Annotated in this window: 15 protein-coding genes and 1 pseudogene; 1 reads left to right on the top strand and 15 read right to left on the bottom strand. The window is 63.8% G+C overall.

The window, feature by feature from the left end; all coding sequences use genetic code 11:
• Positions 1 to 169: 169 nt before the first annotated feature.
• Positions 170 to 1,126, top strand: a complete 957-nt coding sequence (locus AVMA1855_RS09790; RefSeq protein WP_284425556.1) for a hypothetical protein — start codon at positions 170 to 172, stop codon at positions 1,124 to 1,126.
• Here the strand turns inward: AVMA1855_RS09790 and AVMA1855_RS09785 are convergent.
• From AVMA1855_RS09785 to AVMA1855_RS09715, 15 genes and pseudogenes are all read right to left on the bottom strand, one after another.
• The gene (locus AVMA1855_RS09785) at positions 1,115 to 1,339 is read right to left on the bottom strand and encodes a DUF2274 domain-containing protein (RefSeq protein WP_284425555.1); all 225 of its coding nucleotides are present in this window, start codon (positions 1,337 to 1,339) and stop codon (positions 1,115 to 1,117) included. The genes AVMA1855_RS09790 and AVMA1855_RS09785 overlap by 12 nt on opposite strands.
• Complete coding sequence (locus tag AVMA1855_RS09780) at positions 1,336 to 2,622, bottom strand: TraB/TrbI/VirB10 family type IV secretion system protein (protein WP_284425554.1); 1,287 nt, start codon at positions 2,620 to 2,622, stop codon at positions 1,336 to 1,338. Before AVMA1855_RS09780 ends, AVMA1855_RS09785 begins: the two co-directional genes overlap by 4 nt.
• Before the next feature lie 2 nt (positions 2,623 to 2,624).
• Entirely contained in the window at positions 2,625 to 3,611 is a 987-nt protein-coding gene (trbG, locus tag AVMA1855_RS09775) for a P-type conjugative transfer protein TrbG (RefSeq protein ID WP_284425553.1), read from the bottom strand.
• Positions 3,608 to 4,312, bottom strand: coding sequence for a conjugal transfer protein TrbF (trbF, locus tag AVMA1855_RS09770; RefSeq protein WP_046977698.1), 705 nt, complete (start codon positions 4,310 to 4,312; stop codon positions 3,608 to 3,610). The genes trbG and trbF overlap by 4 nt, the downstream gene beginning before the upstream one ends.
• Before the next feature lie 12 nt (positions 4,313 to 4,324).
• A complete protein-coding gene (gene trbL, locus AVMA1855_RS09765; protein ID WP_284425552.1) occupies positions 4,325 to 5,701 on the bottom strand; it encodes a P-type conjugative transfer protein TrbL in 1,377 nt (458 codons plus the stop codon).
• Entirely contained in the window at positions 5,698 to 5,991 is a 294-nt protein-coding gene (locus AVMA1855_RS09760; protein WP_284425551.1) for an EexN family lipoprotein, read from the bottom strand. The genes trbL and AVMA1855_RS09760 overlap by 4 nt, the downstream gene beginning before the upstream one ends.
• A 10-nt stretch (positions 5,992 to 6,001) precedes the next feature.
• Positions 6,002 to 6,730: a P-type conjugative transfer protein TrbJ gene (gene trbJ / locus AVMA1855_RS09755; protein WP_284425550.1), complete on the bottom strand. Its 729-nt coding sequence runs from the start codon at positions 6,728 to 6,730 to the stop codon at positions 6,002 to 6,004.
• Positions 6,727 to 9,156 (bottom strand): conjugal transfer protein TrbE, encoded by a 2,430-nt coding sequence (trbE, locus tag AVMA1855_RS09750; protein ID WP_284425549.1) that lies wholly within the window; start codon positions 9,154 to 9,156, stop codon positions 6,727 to 6,729. Before trbE ends, trbJ begins: the two co-directional genes overlap by 4 nt.
• Before the next feature lie 10 nt (positions 9,157 to 9,166).
• Complete coding sequence (locus tag AVMA1855_RS09745; RefSeq protein WP_046977703.1) at positions 9,167 to 9,439, bottom strand: VirB3 family type IV secretion system protein; 273 nt, start codon at positions 9,437 to 9,439, stop codon at positions 9,167 to 9,169.
• Positions 9,436 to 9,822 (bottom strand): TrbC/VirB2 family type IV secretion system protein, encoded by a 387-nt coding sequence (locus tag AVMA1855_RS09740; protein WP_284425548.1) that lies wholly within the window; start codon positions 9,820 to 9,822, stop codon positions 9,436 to 9,438. Before AVMA1855_RS09740 ends, AVMA1855_RS09745 begins: the two co-directional genes overlap by 4 nt.
• Positions 9,819 to 10,847: a P-type conjugative transfer ATPase TrbB gene (trbB, locus tag AVMA1855_RS09735; protein WP_284425547.1), complete on the bottom strand. Its 1,029-nt coding sequence runs from the start codon at positions 10,845 to 10,847 to the stop codon at positions 9,819 to 9,821. Before trbB ends, AVMA1855_RS09740 begins: the two co-directional genes overlap by 4 nt.
• Positions 10,844 to 11,320, bottom strand: coding sequence for a CopG family transcriptional regulator (locus tag AVMA1855_RS09730; RefSeq protein ID WP_284425546.1), 477 nt, complete (start codon positions 11,318 to 11,320; stop codon positions 10,844 to 10,846). Before AVMA1855_RS09730 ends, trbB begins: the two co-directional genes overlap by 4 nt.
• Positions 11,317 to 13,306 (bottom strand): annotated as a pseudogene (locus AVMA1855_RS09725) (conjugal transfer protein TraG). Before AVMA1855_RS09725 ends, AVMA1855_RS09730 begins: the two are co-directional and overlap by 4 nt.
• A gap of 221 nt (positions 13,307 to 13,527) precedes the next feature.
• Positions 13,528 to 13,803 carry an EexN family lipoprotein gene (locus tag AVMA1855_RS09720; protein WP_284425545.1) on the bottom strand — a complete coding sequence of 92 codons (276 nt, stop codon included), beginning with the start codon at positions 13,801 to 13,803 and terminating at the stop codon, positions 13,528 to 13,530.
• Entirely contained in the window at positions 13,800 to 14,741 is a 942-nt protein-coding gene (locus AVMA1855_RS09715; protein WP_284425544.1) for a LysR family transcriptional regulator, read from the bottom strand. The genes AVMA1855_RS09720 and AVMA1855_RS09715 overlap by 4 nt, the downstream gene beginning before the upstream one ends.
• Positions 14,742 to 14,757: the final 16 nt, after the last annotated feature.

Here is a 14,757-nt window from a genome sequence, read left to right as displayed (position 1 = left end):
GTATGGCGCCATGGTGGCTATCGGCAGCAATCGGAACAACTCGCTGCAGCGAAGCAGGGAGGGTGACATCCAAGCTACCTCTCAAAAATTAGCTGTCGATGCTTCCGTAACAGCACGGTCGGCCTAGACTGCTCAACGACGTCAAAACCGCGAGGCAGCCTGCACTGTGATGGAACAACCAATCGATGCGCCAACCAACGGGGTTTCCGTGAAGTTCGGCTACTACCCAGCGCCTTTTGACGCGGAAACCGATCGGTTCTCGGTCCAGACGCTTCCCGGCCATGTTGGTACCGTGGCCGATATTGCGAGTGAGCCAAAGGTCCTCAAGGATTGGATCTATCCGGGCGCGCAGCAGCAGAAGGACTTCATGAGCGGTGAAATTCGCTCGATGCCCTATAGCGCTCGCGTCTTCGGGCTTCCCAAGACCCATGTCCTGACACTTCACAAAAGCGAAAGCCGAGACGAAATCGATTTCGTCGTTTGGTGCTTGTCCTTTTTTACCGGCATGCGCCTGACGACGACAGAGGCAGGCTTTCTCGATGCGACGCCCATTAGACCGGGAGAACTCGTTGATTTCGTCCTCAGCCGCTGCACACTTGCCGATTCCATCCACTTGGCACTGAACTACCTGGAACTGGAGCGCAGCGAGCCACGTGCGCCTAAGCGGGTAGCAGCAGTTATCCATGCCTTGTTCTTGGCGCAATACCCACAGAACCTCCCCTTCGAGCAGTTCCAGTACCTTTACATGGCGCTGGACGCTTGTTTCAGCCTGGTCCTCGCCAAGGAGGCGAAGAAACCAAAGGTTCCGCATGCTCAACGCGTCCAATGGATGTGCGAGAAATTTGGCTTGCACGTGCCCGAGTGGGCGGACAGCACGATGACAGCGGCAGCAGTCTTGTTGATCGTCCGCAATGACGCCTTCCACGAGGCGCTGTTCTTTGACCAACCACTGGGATTCGCAATTTACGGAGGTAACCAGCCCGCAGCGGACCAAGGGAAAGTCACCCTGCAAATGCAAGCGCTGGTTTGTCGGTTGCTGGTTGCCATTCTTGGGAAGCCTGGGACCAGCTACGTCAAAAGTCCTGTCGATACCCGGCAGCGTCACACGCTTGAACTAGGTGCTTGAGACGGGATGTTTTCTGAACCCCCGATCCCGCGCTATGAACGCTTCCAGCATGTGCGGGATAAGCGTCGCCGCATCGACCGCTTCGCCATAGGCCTGCGCATGCAGTGCTGCATAGCGATCCAGATCGGCCTTCAGCCTGGCCGAACACGCGAAGGTGAGCTTGACGGTCTCCGTCTTGGGTAGCGGCCCCAGGCGCAGCTTGTTCGCGCTCATCGCGGTACCCCTTTGATGAAGAACAGTGGCTGATACGGCCTCAGCACCAGATCCCGATTGACGATGATGCGCACCGGCAAACCGGGCCGGCTGGTCAAGGTCGGCTGGATGTTCATATTGCGCCGAGTCATCTCTTGACCAACTTGGTTCACGGTGTCCTGCAGGCCATCGCGCCCCGCAATGATGACGCGATCGCCATCTTGGCGATTCTCCGGTGCGGCCAGTTCGGCGCCGATGCTCAGCAGCGTGGTCATGGCGGCGCCAGCAAGGATGCGATCCCAATGCCAATCGACCCCATCCTCCAGCCCGGCATAGCCGGCTGGATCGGCACCCACCAGGTTATCGAGCTGGAAGGAGGACGTGTCCGGCAGGATGGCCCGATTCCACACGACCTGCACGCGGCTTTGCCCGTAACTGACCTGACTGTTGTACTTGCCCATGAGGCGCGCGCCCTGCGGTATCAGCAGGAACTTGCCGGTGGCCGTGTCGTAGACCGGCTCTGTCACTGTGGCGATCACATCGCCCGGTAGATCGGACTTGATGCCTGTCACCAGCGCAGCCGCGATCACCGCGCCGGCCATCACCTGGTAAGGAGATGCAGGCATTTGAAGGTTTCCGGAATTGCGTGTTTGCGTGGAACCGGCTTTGCTCAAAAACGCTTCCTTCTGATCCTGTCGGTTCTGCACGGCCGTAGGGTCGGCGGGTTGCGCGGCTGTGGAGGCCGGGCCAGCAGCCATCGGATCGAACGCGGCATTCGCGGCCGGGCTGGTAGCAGACGTACCCTGCGCCGATGCCGCACCGGCCACCTTCGCTCCACCCGAGCGGAAGAACACCGATGAAGCCGCCGCTTCCTCAGCCTCTTTCAGGCGAGCCAGGCGTTCGGCCTCGGCGGAATCATGCCCCGTCTGCTGATAGCCGTATCCCTGCGCCTGTTGCTCGGCTTTGTGGATCGGGCCTCCGAGGTCACCCGGCAGCGGCGCACCCAACTGCGGCACCGCCGGCGGCAGCTTGGAATAGTCCGCGGGCAATCGGTCGAGTCCTTCGGAGCGCGACACACGATCGACGTTGTACAACTCGGTCGTTTCCGAGCCGCCGCGACGTTGCGGTTGCAACGACCACATCAGCGCACCCAGCACGGCAACCGAAAGGCCGCCCGCAAGCATCGCCAGCATGCGGCGGTTCAGCCGCGTGACCGGGCGTGGCTGGGCGCGCAGCGTCACGTTCTCCGGAGGAACCTTGGGCGGCACATCCGGCACCGGAATATCGGCATCGTCGTGGCTCATGGTCATTTCCTCTGTCCATCGGTGCGCTCGATGCGCACCACGTCGCCCTTGTCCGCGCCGAGGCGCAGTTCGGCTGCGCCGAACAGCCGGTCCACGATGTAGTACGGCGAGCGGAAGCGGTAGTTGACCAACTGCCCGTCGCCCTGTGCGCCGATCACGAACAGCGGTGGCAGTTCGCCCTGCGCGATGCCACCTGGAAACTGGATGTAGACCTTCTCGCCGTCGTCAAAGGCGCGCAGCGGCTTCCATGGTGGATTGCTGCCGCTGATCGCATAGCGGAAGCGAATCTTCTCCAATGACAGGCCGGCATCAACCGGCGCGGCAACCTGTGCCGCCTGCGCCTGGCGCTGCAAGGCCAGCATGCGGTCCTTCGGATAGTCCCAGGACACCGACGCCATCCATGCCTTCTCGGTCGAGGTCAGTTCGATCAGGTAGGTACGGCGACTGGTCGTGATAACCAGGTTGGTCTTCAGGCCGCTGCGCGTGGGCTTCACCAACACGCTCACACGCAAGTCGGCCCCGGCGCCGCTGGACGTGTCGCCGACGATCCAGCGCACGGTGTCGCCCGCAGCGACCGTCACCAGTTCCTCGCCCGGTTGCAGCGATACCACCGTCACCCGGCCTGGACTCGCGTAGACCTGATACAGCGCGCCATCGGTGAACGGCCACACCTGGATCGCATTGACGTATCCCTCGCGGGTTGGTGCCATGCGCGCCTCCGCATTGGCGCGGGACACGCGCACCTTCTCGTCAGTCGGCTCTGGGGAGGCGATGGCTTCCGGCTCCAGCGGCAGGGGCTTGAGCTGCGCGGGCAACGCCAGCGGTTGCGGGACGGCCACCACCTCAATCGGCTTGGGCGATTCCGGTAGCGCCTGCGCCGCAACTGGCTCGTCCAGCGTGATGACCGGCGGCGGCTTGCCCTGCGTGGCGCAGCCCGCAAGGCCACCCAACAGGGACAGAAAAACGTAAATGCGTAAAGACGCTTTCATGGCTTTGCTCCTTCGATTGAGTCGAGTTCACGGCTCCACGACAAGCCGTTGACATAAATGCCCAGTGGGTTGCGGCGCAGGCGTTCTTCGGTGCGCGGCGTTTGCAGCACGATGGACACGACAGCCGTCCACCGTTCCAGCCCAGCTGCCGCACCGTTCACGTAGCGACGTTCCGTCCAGCGCACGTTGAACGACGCATCGCTGGCGCGCACGACGCTGGTGACCTGCACCGTCACCGATTCCTTGCCCACTCGTACGAAGGGATCGTTGGTGCGCGCGTAGTCGTTGAGTACGGCCGCGCCGCGGTCAGTGGTGTAGTCGTAGGCATCCAGCCAGTTCTGCCGCACAACGATGGGGTCGATGGACAGCGAGCGCACCAGGGTGACGAAGCGAGCCAGATGGTGCGCTGTCTGTGCGTCGTTGGGCTTGTAGGGCGTGATGGCTTCACCGACAGCGCGCACCTGCCCGCCGTTGTCCACCTCCACCACGAAGGGCGTCACGATGGACTGCGCCGAGCGCCAGACCAGGCCGCCCGCCATCAGCAACGCCAGCGCCAGGCAACCGAAAGCCATCAGCCGCCAGTTCTTTGCCTGCACACGGGAAGAGCCGATGCGGTCGTCCCAGACCTGTTCGGCTGATTGATACGGGGTGGCAGGTTGCGGCGTATCGGCGTATCGCACCTGCGGTCGTTTGAATCGCATGAGCTGTTCTCCTTAGGAAGTCGAGTCGTCGCGCAAGCTGGGACCGCTGCCCGAGCCACCGCCGTCGCCACCGCGCAGCGTGTGGGCGACGGTCGTGGCGGCGTGACTCAGTTGCTGCTTGCGTTGCAGGCGCTTGGCCCAAGTGGGTTGTTGCGTATTGGCGGATGCGGCATCGGCACCGCCTTGAGCGGCCGGGCCGCTGCTGGCGCTGGCTGCGCCCGAACCGGAAGCGGGGGCGTCAGGCTTGATGGCAGCGGCGGCCCGCGCTTTCATCGACTGGGCGCCAGCGGCCACCTTCTGCCCGAACGACTGCGCGCCGGTCTTGGCGACATTGCCCAAACCTGCCGCCGCGCCCTTGAGTCCGCCGCCGGCACCTGCGGCACCGGCTTGAAAGGCGGACTTCGCGCTGCCGGCGGTCGAAGCCATCGAGCGGGCACCGCTCGCGGCCATCTTTGCTGCGGCTGGTGCCATGCGTGCGCCCGCCGCGACAGCGCCACCAACACCGGTGGCGGCCGCACCCACGGCTGCCGCTGTCCCCGCAACGCCCAAGGCCGTACCGGCTACCGCACCCGCGCCCAACTGCGGCGCTCCAGACACCAGCCCCGTGGCGATACCCGGCCCAAAGATTCCCAGTCCCAGCAGCGACAACGAGGCCAGCATCACCACCAGCGCGTGATCGATCGAAGGTTCGTCCGGCACGGTCTGGAACTCGGAGAACAGTCCGGTGCCGATGCCGACGATCACCGCCAGCACCAGCACCTTGATCCCGGAGGACACCACGTTGCCCAGCACCTTCTCGGCCAGGAACGAAGTCTTGTTCCACAGCGCGAAGGGCACCAGCACGAAGCCGGCAAGCGTGGTCAGCTTGAACTCGATCAGCGTGATGAAAAGCTGGATCGCCAGCACGAAGAACGTCAGGATCACCACCAGCCATGCAAGGAACAGCACGGTGATGACGTTGAGGTTCACGAACACCTCGGGGAAGCCCATCAGCTCGTCGATCTGCAGAAAGATCGGCCCGCCGGCATCCAGACCCACCTTGGCCAGGCGCCCAGGTTGCAGGAAGTTCTCCATGCTCAACATCGAGCCGGTGGCTGTCAGGCCCAGGCCGGCGAAGGAGCGGAACACGATGCCCGCCAGCAGGTTGAAGTTGCCGATGATGTAGGCGAAGGCACCGACGTACAGCACCTTCTTGATCAGTTTGGCCATCACATCGTCGCCATTGCCGCTGGCGTGGCTCATCGCCCAGAAGAGACCTGCCAGCGTCATGTCGATGACCACCAACGTCGCGGTCAGGAACGCGACTTCACCGCGCAACAGGCCGAAGCCCGAGTCGATGTAGGTGGAGAAAACGAGAAGGAAACGGTCGATGATCGCGACGTCGTTCATGGCAACTCCCCCGCGACGGGTTCGTCGAAGCTCGGCGGAATCGGCGGCAGGTCCGCCAACGTGCGGTACTCGTCCGGCCCGCCCGTCCCCGCGAAGAAGCGCCTGCGGAACGCCTCGGCGGCGGCATGGCACACCGCTCCGTCCGCTTTCGCGTGATTGGACTTGCAGTGCTGGCGCACGACCTTGAGACGCACCGGGTCGTTCGCCAGCGCATCCACAGACGCGTTCGGTGCCGGTTCGCCGCAGGCGGCGAGCAGCAGCGCCGCGACGATCGCGAGGGCGGTGTTCATGGCATCGCCCTCAGTCGTTGTAGAAGTGCACGGGCTGGGGCGTGTACGGCGTGCCCTCACCGATGAAGCGCCGCCGCACTTCGCGAGCACGTTCGTTGGCGGCCGCCTGTCGCGCTTGTTCCACGGCCGCGGCCCGGTCCTGGGTGATCTGCAGTTGCTGTGCCTGGATGGACTGCCGCGCTTGCAGGGCCAGCAGCTGGTTGGTGGCCTGCGTGGCCTGCAATGCGCCGACGGCCGACTGGCTCCGATTCACCAGATCGGTCAGCGTCCGCTCGTCGGAGGCGAAGTTCTGCACCGCTTGCGCTTGCATCTTGGTAGCGGTGCGCAGCGCCTCCAGCGAATTCTTCCAGCGCTCGCGCGCATCCAGCGCCATCTGCGTGCCCGAGATGGCCGCCGTGTACGACTCGGGATAGAGACGCCGAAACTCCGTGTCCATCCGCGACACCTCGAAGGCCAGGCCCTGCGCCTCCTGGATCAGGCGATTGGTGTTGGCCAGCGCGGCGCGTAGTTCGTTCAACGCGCTGAAGTCCAAACTGGTGAGATTCCTCGCTTGGTTCATCAGCATCTGCGCTTCGTTCTGCAGTTGCCGTATCTGGTTGTTGATCTGCTCCAGCGTGCGTGCGGCGGTCATGATGTTCTGCGTGAGATTGGTCGGGTCGATCACGACCCACTGCGCGTGCGCTACGGGCAGGCAACCGATCAACGCAGCGGCGGCAATGGCAAGCAAGGTCTTCTTCATGGCGTGTGCTCCTGTGGTGGGATGGATGGAAATGACGGAACAAGATCGGCCGCCCAGTGGAGGCCGCGATGCCGCAGCCAGGCGGATGCGAAGTCGGAAGAAACAGATGACGACACGTCATCGATGTCGCGCTGGTCCTGCGGCGACGAAGTGCCGGCAAAGGCCAGCGCCACCGGCCCGAGATCCAGGTCGAACAGCCGGTTGCCCAGCCGCGACTGGTAGTAGTAATCGCGCTTCGGAATCGCCTCGGCCACGATGTCGATCTGGCGACGGTTCAGACCGAAGCCCTCGTAGATCACCTTGATCTGCGGTTCGGTCGCCTGCGGGTTCGGCAGGAAGATGCGGCTCGCGCAGCTCTCCACGATGGCTGGAGCGATGGACGAGTTCTGGATGTCGGCCAGCGACTGCGTGGCGAAGATCACGCTGACGTTCTTCTTGCGCAGCGTCTTCAACCACTGGCGGATGCGCGCGGCGAATACCGGGTCATTCAGGAACAACCAGGCTTCGTCGAGGATCAACAGCGTGGGCGCACCGTCGAAGCGTTCATCGAAGCGCGCGAACAGATAGCCCAGCACGGCCAGCACCGCAGCCTTGCTGTGCATCAGCTCTTCCATCTCGAAGCACTGGACGGAGCCAGTGCCCAGGCGATCCGAATCCGCGTCCAGCAATTTGCCGTGCGCACCGCCCAGTACATAGGGCTGCAGGGCCTGGCGCAGCGCATTGCTCTGCAGGAGCACCGACAAGCCTGTCAGCGTGCGCTGCTCCACTGGCGCACCGGACAGGCTGCCGAGCGCCGACCAGATCGCAACCTTCTCATCCGGGCCAACGACAACACCCTCATGCAGCAATCGGCCTTCCAGCCATTCCGCGGCCCAGGTGCGGTAGCGTTCCTGATCGATGCGTGCCAGCGGCTGGAACGCAATATCGCCATCGGTCCCGAGGTCGTATTGCTCACCGCCGAGTCCCAGGATGGTGGCGCGCATCGAACGCCCCATGTCGAAGACGAAGATGCGCGAGCCGGCATAGCGGCGGAACTGCATCGCCAGCGTCGCCAACAACACCGACTTGCCCATGCCGGTCGGCCCGACCACCAGCGTGTGGCCCACGTCGCCGATGTGCGTCACCAGCCGGAACGGCGTCGCGCCATCGGTGCGCGTGACGATCAGTGGCGGCCCATCGAAATGCGCGTTCTTCTCCGGCCCGGCCCACACCGCCGATACCGGCATCAGGTGCGCCAGGTTCAGCGTCGAGATGATGGGCTGGCGGACGTTGGCGTAGGCGTTGCCGGGAGTCGAAGACAGCCACGCATCCACGGCGTTGAGCGTTTCCGGAATCGTGACGAAGCCACGTCCCTGGATGGCGCGCTCCACCATGCGCAATTTCTCGTCGGCTCCGGCAGCGTCCGCATCCAACACCGTCACCGTGGCAGTGACGTAGCCAAAGGCGACTTGATCGCTGCCCAGTTCCTGCAGGGCCGCATCCGCATCTGATGCCTTGTTCGAGGCGTCGGTATCGACCAGTGGGCTTTCCTGCTGGAAAATCGTCTCGCGCAGCAACGCGACGACGTTCTTGCGTTTGGCGAACCATTGGCGACGCAGGCGGCCCAACTCCTTCTCGGCTTCGGACTTGTCCATGCACAGGAAGCGCGTGGACCAGCGGTAGGCGAAGCCGAGTCGGTTCAGATCGTCGAGCAGTCCCGGCCAGGTCGAGGTCGGGAATCCGCGCACGGACACCACGCGAAGATGCTGGTCACCCAGCATGGGCGCCAGCCCGCCGACCAGGGCAGAGTCGGCCAGCAAGGCATCCAGATGAAACGGATGCTCCGGCATCGCGACCCGATAGCGGCGGGTCGAAACAGTGGCATGCAGATAGGTCAACGTCTCGCTGTCATCGAGCCAGTCGATCTCCGGCATCACGCCATCGAGCAGATCGAAGAAGCGATCCGTCTCCGCGATGAAGGCGGTCAACCGTTCCCGCCAGTCCACGCCACCCTGCGGCGTGTTCTCGTACAGCAGCTTGGCCGCGCGGGCGCGCGACTCCTCGGCCGGCAAATACACCAGCGTCAGGTGGTAACTGCTCTCGAAGTGGCTATGGTCTTCTTCGAACGATGCCCGGCGTTCTTCGTCCACCAGCCAGGACAGCGGTTCGGGAAAGTCGGACTGCGGGTAGTGCTCAGCCGTGCGTCGCTCGGCTTCCACGAACAAGGCCCAGCCGGAACCGAGTCGGCGCAGTGCGTTGTTCAACCGCGCGGACGTGGCGATCAACTCGCCCTGTGTCGCGCTGTCCAGGTCCGGCCCACGAAAGCGGGCCGTGCGCTGGAACGCTCCATCCTTGTTGAGCAGGACGCCTGGCGCAATCAAACCGACCCAGGGCAACCAGTCGGCCAGCAGGGCGGGCCGCTGGCGGTATTCGGCGAGATTCATCATGGGTGCGTCCTCACACGTCCAGCAGCGGGCGGTGTTTGATATGCCGCGCGAACACGGCCATGAATTGCGGATCGAGCCGTGCGCCCCAGACCGCCAGCGAGTGGCCGACGATCCACAGCACTAAACCGGGAATCCACAGTTGCAGGCCCAGCCCGACGGCGGCAGCCAGCGTGCCGTTCGCAATGGCGACCGTGCGCGGCGCACCGCCCAGCAGGATCGGTTCGGTCAGTGACCGATGCAGCGGCACCTCGAAGCCCGGTGCGAACTCGGCCTGCACGCTCATACGAGGGCTCCGCCGGAGAAGCTGAAGAACGACAGGAAGAAGCTCGATGCGGCGAACGCGATGGACAGGCCGAAGACGATCTGAATCAGCTTGCGAAAGCCGCCGCTGGTGTCGCCGAACGCCAGCGCCAGTCCGGTGGAAATGATGATGATCACCGCCACGATGCGGGCCACCGGCCCCTGGATCGATTCCAGAATCGAGGTCAGCGGCCCTTCCCAGGGCATGCTGGAACCTGCCGCCTGCGCTGTCGTCGCCAGGCACAGCATCAGGATGCCCAGCAGCAGCCCTTGTTGTGCTGGACGCAGAAGCGGATGGAGTCGCGAGTGGAGTCGCGGATGCGGATTTACGGAAGTACGGAAGGCAGGGATATGGGCGTGCGTCATGGCAATTCTCCAGGGGTGGTTGAGGAAGGAAACGACAGGGATGGAAGCGGCGGCTGCAGGGCATCCGCCAGGTGATAGCCCACGCCGTCGAAGCCGACCACGCGGGCAATGCTCTCGATGTGGCGCGAGCGGCCTCGGCCAGCGATGTAGATCACGACGTTGACCGCCTCTGCGATCAGCGCGCGCGGCGGGTTCACAGCCACTTCGAGAATCAGTTGCTCCACGCGCAGCAGCGCGCCCAGCGCGGAACTGGCGTGGATCGTGGCGATGCCGCCCGGATGGCCGGTGCCCCAGACCTTGATGAGATCCAGCGCCTCGCCACCGCGTACCTCGCCGACGATCACGCGATCCGGGCGCAGGCGCATCGTGGCGCGCACCAGCTCCTGCATGGACACCACGCCCGCGCGGGTGCGCAGCGGCACGTGGTCACGGGCCGCGCATTGCAGCTCGATGGTGTCTTCAAGCACCAGCACGCGGTCGCCGGTCAGGGCGATCTCGGCCAACAACGCATTGGCGAGCGTGGTCTTGCCGGTGCTGGTGCCACCGGCGATCAGGATGTTCTGCCGTTCGCGCACGGCGCGGCGCAGAAAGCCGGCCTGCTCGGCGGAAAGGATGCCGTCAGCCACATAGCGGTCCAGGCCGATGATGCTGATGGCACGCTTGCGCAACGCGAAGGCTGGGCCGGGCGCTGCGGACGGCAGGATGCCCTCGAAGCGTTCGCCGGTTTCGGGAAGCTCGGCGGTCAGCAGCGGCTGGCCGCGGTGCACCTCCGTGCCGACATGGGCGGCGACCAGCCGGATGATGCGTTCACCATCCGCCTCGGACATCTCTATGCCCATCGGCGCACGGCCGGTGGAAAGCCGGTCGATCCACAACGTCCGGTCGGGGTTGAGCATGATCTCCACCACGTCCGGGTCGTCCAGCGCGGCGGCAATCAGCGGTCCCATTGCCGTGCGCAGCATGCGGATGCGGCGATCCTGGGAAGTCGCTGCGGATGAAGGTTCGGGCTTCGGAACGGCGCTCATGAGACACGCTCGCGCGTTTCAGTCATGACCGCCGCGTCGTCCAACCGCGCCCCCAATGGATGATCCTGCGGCTGCAGCTCGTCCACCACGTCGCGTACCAGGCTGCGCCCCCGCAGCAGGTGACGGCCAAGTTGTTCAACGAACTGCTCGAACCTCGCCTTGCCCTGGGCCTTGGCCGCGTCCTGATGCGCTTCGGGCACCGGCGTGCTGACTGTCAGGAAGTAGCGGACGAACAGCGCTAGCGTCTCTATCTGGATGTTCTGGTCGCGCTCCAGCCGCTCGAACTGGCGCGAGAGGCGATCCAGCCGTTTGGCGATGGCCGCCTCGCGCTGGTCGCCCGCGTCCGGCGACAGCCAAGATGCCAGTGCCGCCGCGACGATGGAGGACTTGGACACGCCTTTCTTGGCGGCCAGTTCGTCCAGGCGCTTGGCGTGGTCGGGTCGGATAAAGAGATTGAGGCGCGCTTGGCTCATAGCTGGATTCCGTCGTCAGGGTAGAGGGATGCCAGCCGGGCCGTGCGCTGCATGGCCGGATCAAGCTGGCTTGGGAGGGGAAGCGGAAAGTCGTCGTCATCGAGTAGCGACAAGTCGCTGGCCGGGCTCTCCGCCTCGGGGGCGTAGGCGGCGATCTCGGACAACTCCGGCTGCTGGCGCGGGCCGCCTTCATCGGCGTGCTCACCGAAACCGGAAAGCCCCGGGACAGCGGATGGCATCAATGGCCAAGCCACTCCAGTCGTCAGAACGAGCAGGCGGGATGTCTGCGTATCCGCCTACCGCGAGCACGGGCGGTGGCAGCACGCGGCGCTTGAAGTTGGCGTCGGCGTAGTAGCGCAGCTTCCTGGCCTTGATCGGTGCATGGCCCGAAACCATCACCACGGACTCTTCCGGCGGAAGCTGCATCACCTCGCCGGGCGTGAGCAGCGGGCGCGCCGTCTCCTGGCGCGACACCATCAAGTGCCCAAGCCACGGTGCCAGCCGATGACCGGCATAGTTGCGCTGCGCGCGCAGTTCGGTGGCCGTGCCCAGTGTTTCGGAAATGCGTTTGGCCGTGCGTTCGTCATTGGTGGCGAAGGTCACGCGCACATGGCAGTTGTCCAGGATCGAATGGTTCTGGCCGTAGGCTTTGTCGATCTGGTTGAGCGACTGCGAGATCAGGAAGGCGCGCAGGCCATAGCCCGCCATGAAGGCCAGGGCGCTCTCAAAGAAGTCCAGCCGACCCAGCGCGGGGAACTCGTCGAGCATCAGTAGCAGCTTGTGGCGGCGCTCCACGCCATCGGACCCATCGAGCGACTCGGTCAGGCGGCGACCGATCTGGTTGAGGATCAGCCGGATCAGCGGCTTGGTGCGGCTGATGTCGGACGGCGGCACGACCAGGTATAGCGACACCGGATGCTCGGCGGAGATCAGGTCGGCAATACGCCAGTCGCAACGTGACGTGACTTCGGCGACGGTTGGATCGCGGTACAGACCGAGGAAACTCATCGCGGTGGACAGCACGCCAGAGCGTTCGTTGTCGCTCTTGTTGAGCACCTCGCGTGCAGCTGAGGCGACGACGGGATGTGCAACATCGCCGAGATGACGCGTCGTCATCATCCGGTGCAAGGTCAGCTCGAACGGGCACGCCGGATCAGAGAGAAAGTTGGCGACGCCGCGCAGCGTCTTGTCTTCGCCCGCATACAGCACATGCAGAATCGCGCCGACCAGCAGCGCATGCGAAGTCTTCTCCCAATGGTTGCGCTTCTCTAACGCGCCTTCGGGGTCCACCAGAATGTCCGCGATGTTCTGCACGTCACGCACTTCATGTGCGCCGCGTCGTACCTCCAGCAGCGGGTTGTACGCAGCAGACTTGGGATCGGTCGGGTTGAACAGCAGGCAATGCGAGAAGCGCGAGCGCCAGCCGGCCGTGATGTTCCAGTTCTCGCCCTTGATGTCGTGGATGACTGCGGATGCGGGCCACGACAACAAGGTCGGCACGACCAGGCCGACACCCTTGCCGGAGCGCGTCGGCGCAAAGGTCAGGACGTGTTCCGGCCCTTCGTGGCGCAGGTACTGATCGTCATGCAGGCCGAGAAAAACACCTGCTGGACTGGTCAGTCCGGCCTTGCGAATCTCAGCGGCATCGGCCCATCGTGCGGAGCCATAGGTCGTGACCAGCTTCGATTGTCGAGAGCGCCAGATCGACATGCCGATGGCGACGACCACCGCAACGAGGCCACTGCCGCCCGCGATGGCGCCACCGATGTCGAAGGTCTTTGGCGCATAGGCATCGAAGAAAAACCACCACTCGAACAGCCGCCACGGGTGGTAGATCGGCGTGCCGAAGAAGTCGAACCAGGGCGAGCCAAGGCGCAGCTGATAACCCAGGGCTGCGGCCGTCCACTGCGTGGCACCCCACACGCCGGCGATGACGATGCCGAACACCGTCATCACCTGACCGAACAGCACACTGGTTCCCTGCACCCCGACCTCCGAATTGCTCTTGCACATCGCAAGCACGAAGACGTGCCGCAGACGTGAGGTTCGGTGTCGTGTCAGTGCCGGTCAAAGACCGTTATCAGGACAAAGGTCGAGGCGAAAGCAAGATTTATGGTCGGGGCGCGGACAAAGAAGACGCCGCAAGCGGCGTCGCATTGCAGCGTGTTGTGAAGACCAGTCAAAGATCTTTGGCCGGCCATCAATAGTCAGAACTTCGGTGGCTCTTTGGGTGGCGTATGCGGCACCTTGCCATCGCCAATGAAACGGCGGCGCGTGGCCTCGGCCACTGCATTGCATAGCGCATCGCCGAGCTTGGCGCGATCAGCCTTGCACTGCGAACGCAGTTCTTTCAGACGTTCCGGATTAGCCGCGAGCGATTCGACGGTGTCGGTCGGCTCGGGCGTAGTGACTGTTTGGGACGGCTCGCGTTTACCGCAGGCCACTAGCACCATGGCAAGCAGGAGCGGAATGCTTATCTTCATGGCTCAATATCCTGAGTGGTAGGGGCATCAGCGGAAGTCTGTTTTTCGTCTTCCCGCACGTCAATACTGCCAACCCGCTTAATGAATCGCCCCAGCGACTCGGATGCTTCGGAATCCAGGCGAAGAAGGTAGGTTGTCAACTTCGGTGATCGTCCGGCGAGCGGCCGGGCGACGACGCCAGATTCGCGGCTGGCAGCAATCTGCGCTGCGCCCGCCAAGCCCAATGCATAACCTGCCGAGACAAGGGTCATCATCAAGTCGAACGAAGCGGCCTGTTCGGCAACCAGCGGTTCTCGGTCCACTGTTCGCAATACTCTAGCAATCTGCCGGGCGAGACCTTCACACGCCTGCGGGTCAACTATGACTATGGGATAGCGTAGAACCTCGTCTAACGGGATGCGCTTGTAGGCCAGCAATGGGTGTCGCGCTGGGACGGCGACCATTAGCGGGTCATGCCAGACTGGCTCAGCCACGAGTCCGTCACCCACATCGCAAGCCTGGGCGAATCCAACGTCGTAGAGATCGTCATGCAATCCTTTGATCTGTTGCGCCAGTGGCACCTCAAATAGCCGAATATCAACTTCGGGATCTTCTTGCCGGCATAGCGCCAGCAGAGTTGGAAGGCGCGAGGGAGTAATGCCATCCGACAGCGCGACGCGCAACTGACCGTGATAGCCTTTGGCTGCCGCCGTTACGCTGTCTCGCGCCTGCTGTAACGCGACAAAGACTCGAGGAACATGCTCGAGAAACAGTTTTCCGGCACGGGTCAATCTAGTGTTTCGAGTTGTTCTCGCAAACAGCGGCGCGCCAAGGTCCTCTTCCAGTTCCTTGATCGCCCGCGAAAGCGGAGACTGCTCGATGTGCAGTCGTTCAGCAGCCCGAGCGAAGTGAAGTTCTTCGGCAACGGCCATAAAGCATCGAAGATGGCGCAAATCCATCTACTTCCTCCTGCGA

Source organism: Acidovorax sp. SUPP1855 (assembly GCF_030158955.1).
Classification (GTDB): Bacteria; Pseudomonadota; Gammaproteobacteria; order Burkholderiales; family Burkholderiaceae_C; genus Paracidovorax.
The sequence above is the reverse complement of the archived record's forward strand: the minus strand, read 5'-3'. Positions and strand labels throughout refer to the sequence as shown.

Excerpts from the sequence above, each read along its gene's own strand:
- AVMA1855_RS09745 (WP_046977703.1), bottom strand. The coding sequence starts at position 9,439 with ATGAGCGTGCAGGCCGAGTTCGCACCGGGCTTCGAGGTGCCGCTGCAT.
- AVMA1855_RS09720 (WP_284425545.1), bottom strand. The coding sequence starts at position 13,803 with ATGAAGATAAGCATTCCGCTCCTGCTTGCCATGGTGCTAGTGGCCTGC.
- trbF (WP_046977698.1), bottom strand. The coding sequence starts at position 4,312 with ATGCGATTCAAACGACCGCAGGTGCGATACGCCGATACGCCGCAACCT.
- trbG (WP_284425553.1), bottom strand. The coding sequence starts at position 3,611 with ATGAAAGCGTCTTTACGCATTTACGTTTTTCTGTCCCTGTTGGGTGGC.
- AVMA1855_RS09740 (WP_284425548.1), bottom strand. The coding sequence starts at position 9,822 with ATGACGCACGCCCATATCCCTGCCTTCCGTACTTCCGTAAATCCGCAT.
- AVMA1855_RS09790 (WP_284425556.1), top strand. The coding sequence starts at position 170 with ATGGAACAACCAATCGATGCGCCAACCAACGGGGTTTCCGTGAAGTTC.
- AVMA1855_RS09780 (WP_284425554.1), bottom strand. The coding sequence starts at position 2,622 with ATGAGCCACGACGATGCCGATATTCCGGTGCCGGATGTGCCGCCCAAG.
- AVMA1855_RS09785 (WP_284425555.1), bottom strand. The coding sequence starts at position 1,339 with ATGAGCGCGAACAAGCTGCGCCTGGGGCCGCTACCCAAGACGGAGACC.
- trbE (WP_284425549.1), bottom strand. The coding sequence starts at position 9,156 with ATGATGAATCTCGCCGAATACCGCCAGCGGCCCGCCCTGCTGGCCGAC.
- AVMA1855_RS09730 (WP_284425546.1), bottom strand. The coding sequence starts at position 11,320 with ATGAGCCAAGCGCGCCTCAATCTCTTTATCCGACCCGACCACGCCAAG.
- trbJ (WP_284425550.1), bottom strand. The coding sequence starts at position 6,730 with ATGAAGAAGACCTTGCTTGCCATTGCCGCCGCTGCGTTGATCGGTTGC.
- trbL (WP_284425552.1), bottom strand. The coding sequence starts at position 5,701 with ATGAACGACGTCGCGATCATCGACCGTTTCCTTCTCGTTTTCTCCACC.
- AVMA1855_RS09760 (WP_284425551.1), bottom strand. The coding sequence starts at position 5,991 with ATGAACACCGCCCTCGCGATCGTCGCGGCGCTGCTGCTCGCCGCCTGC.
- AVMA1855_RS09715 (WP_284425544.1), bottom strand. The coding sequence starts at position 14,741 with ATGGATTTGCGCCATCTTCGATGCTTTATGGCCGTTGCCGAAGAACTT.
- trbB (WP_284425547.1), bottom strand. The coding sequence starts at position 10,847 with ATGAGCGCCGTTCCGAAGCCCGAACCTTCATCCGCAGCGACTTCCCAG.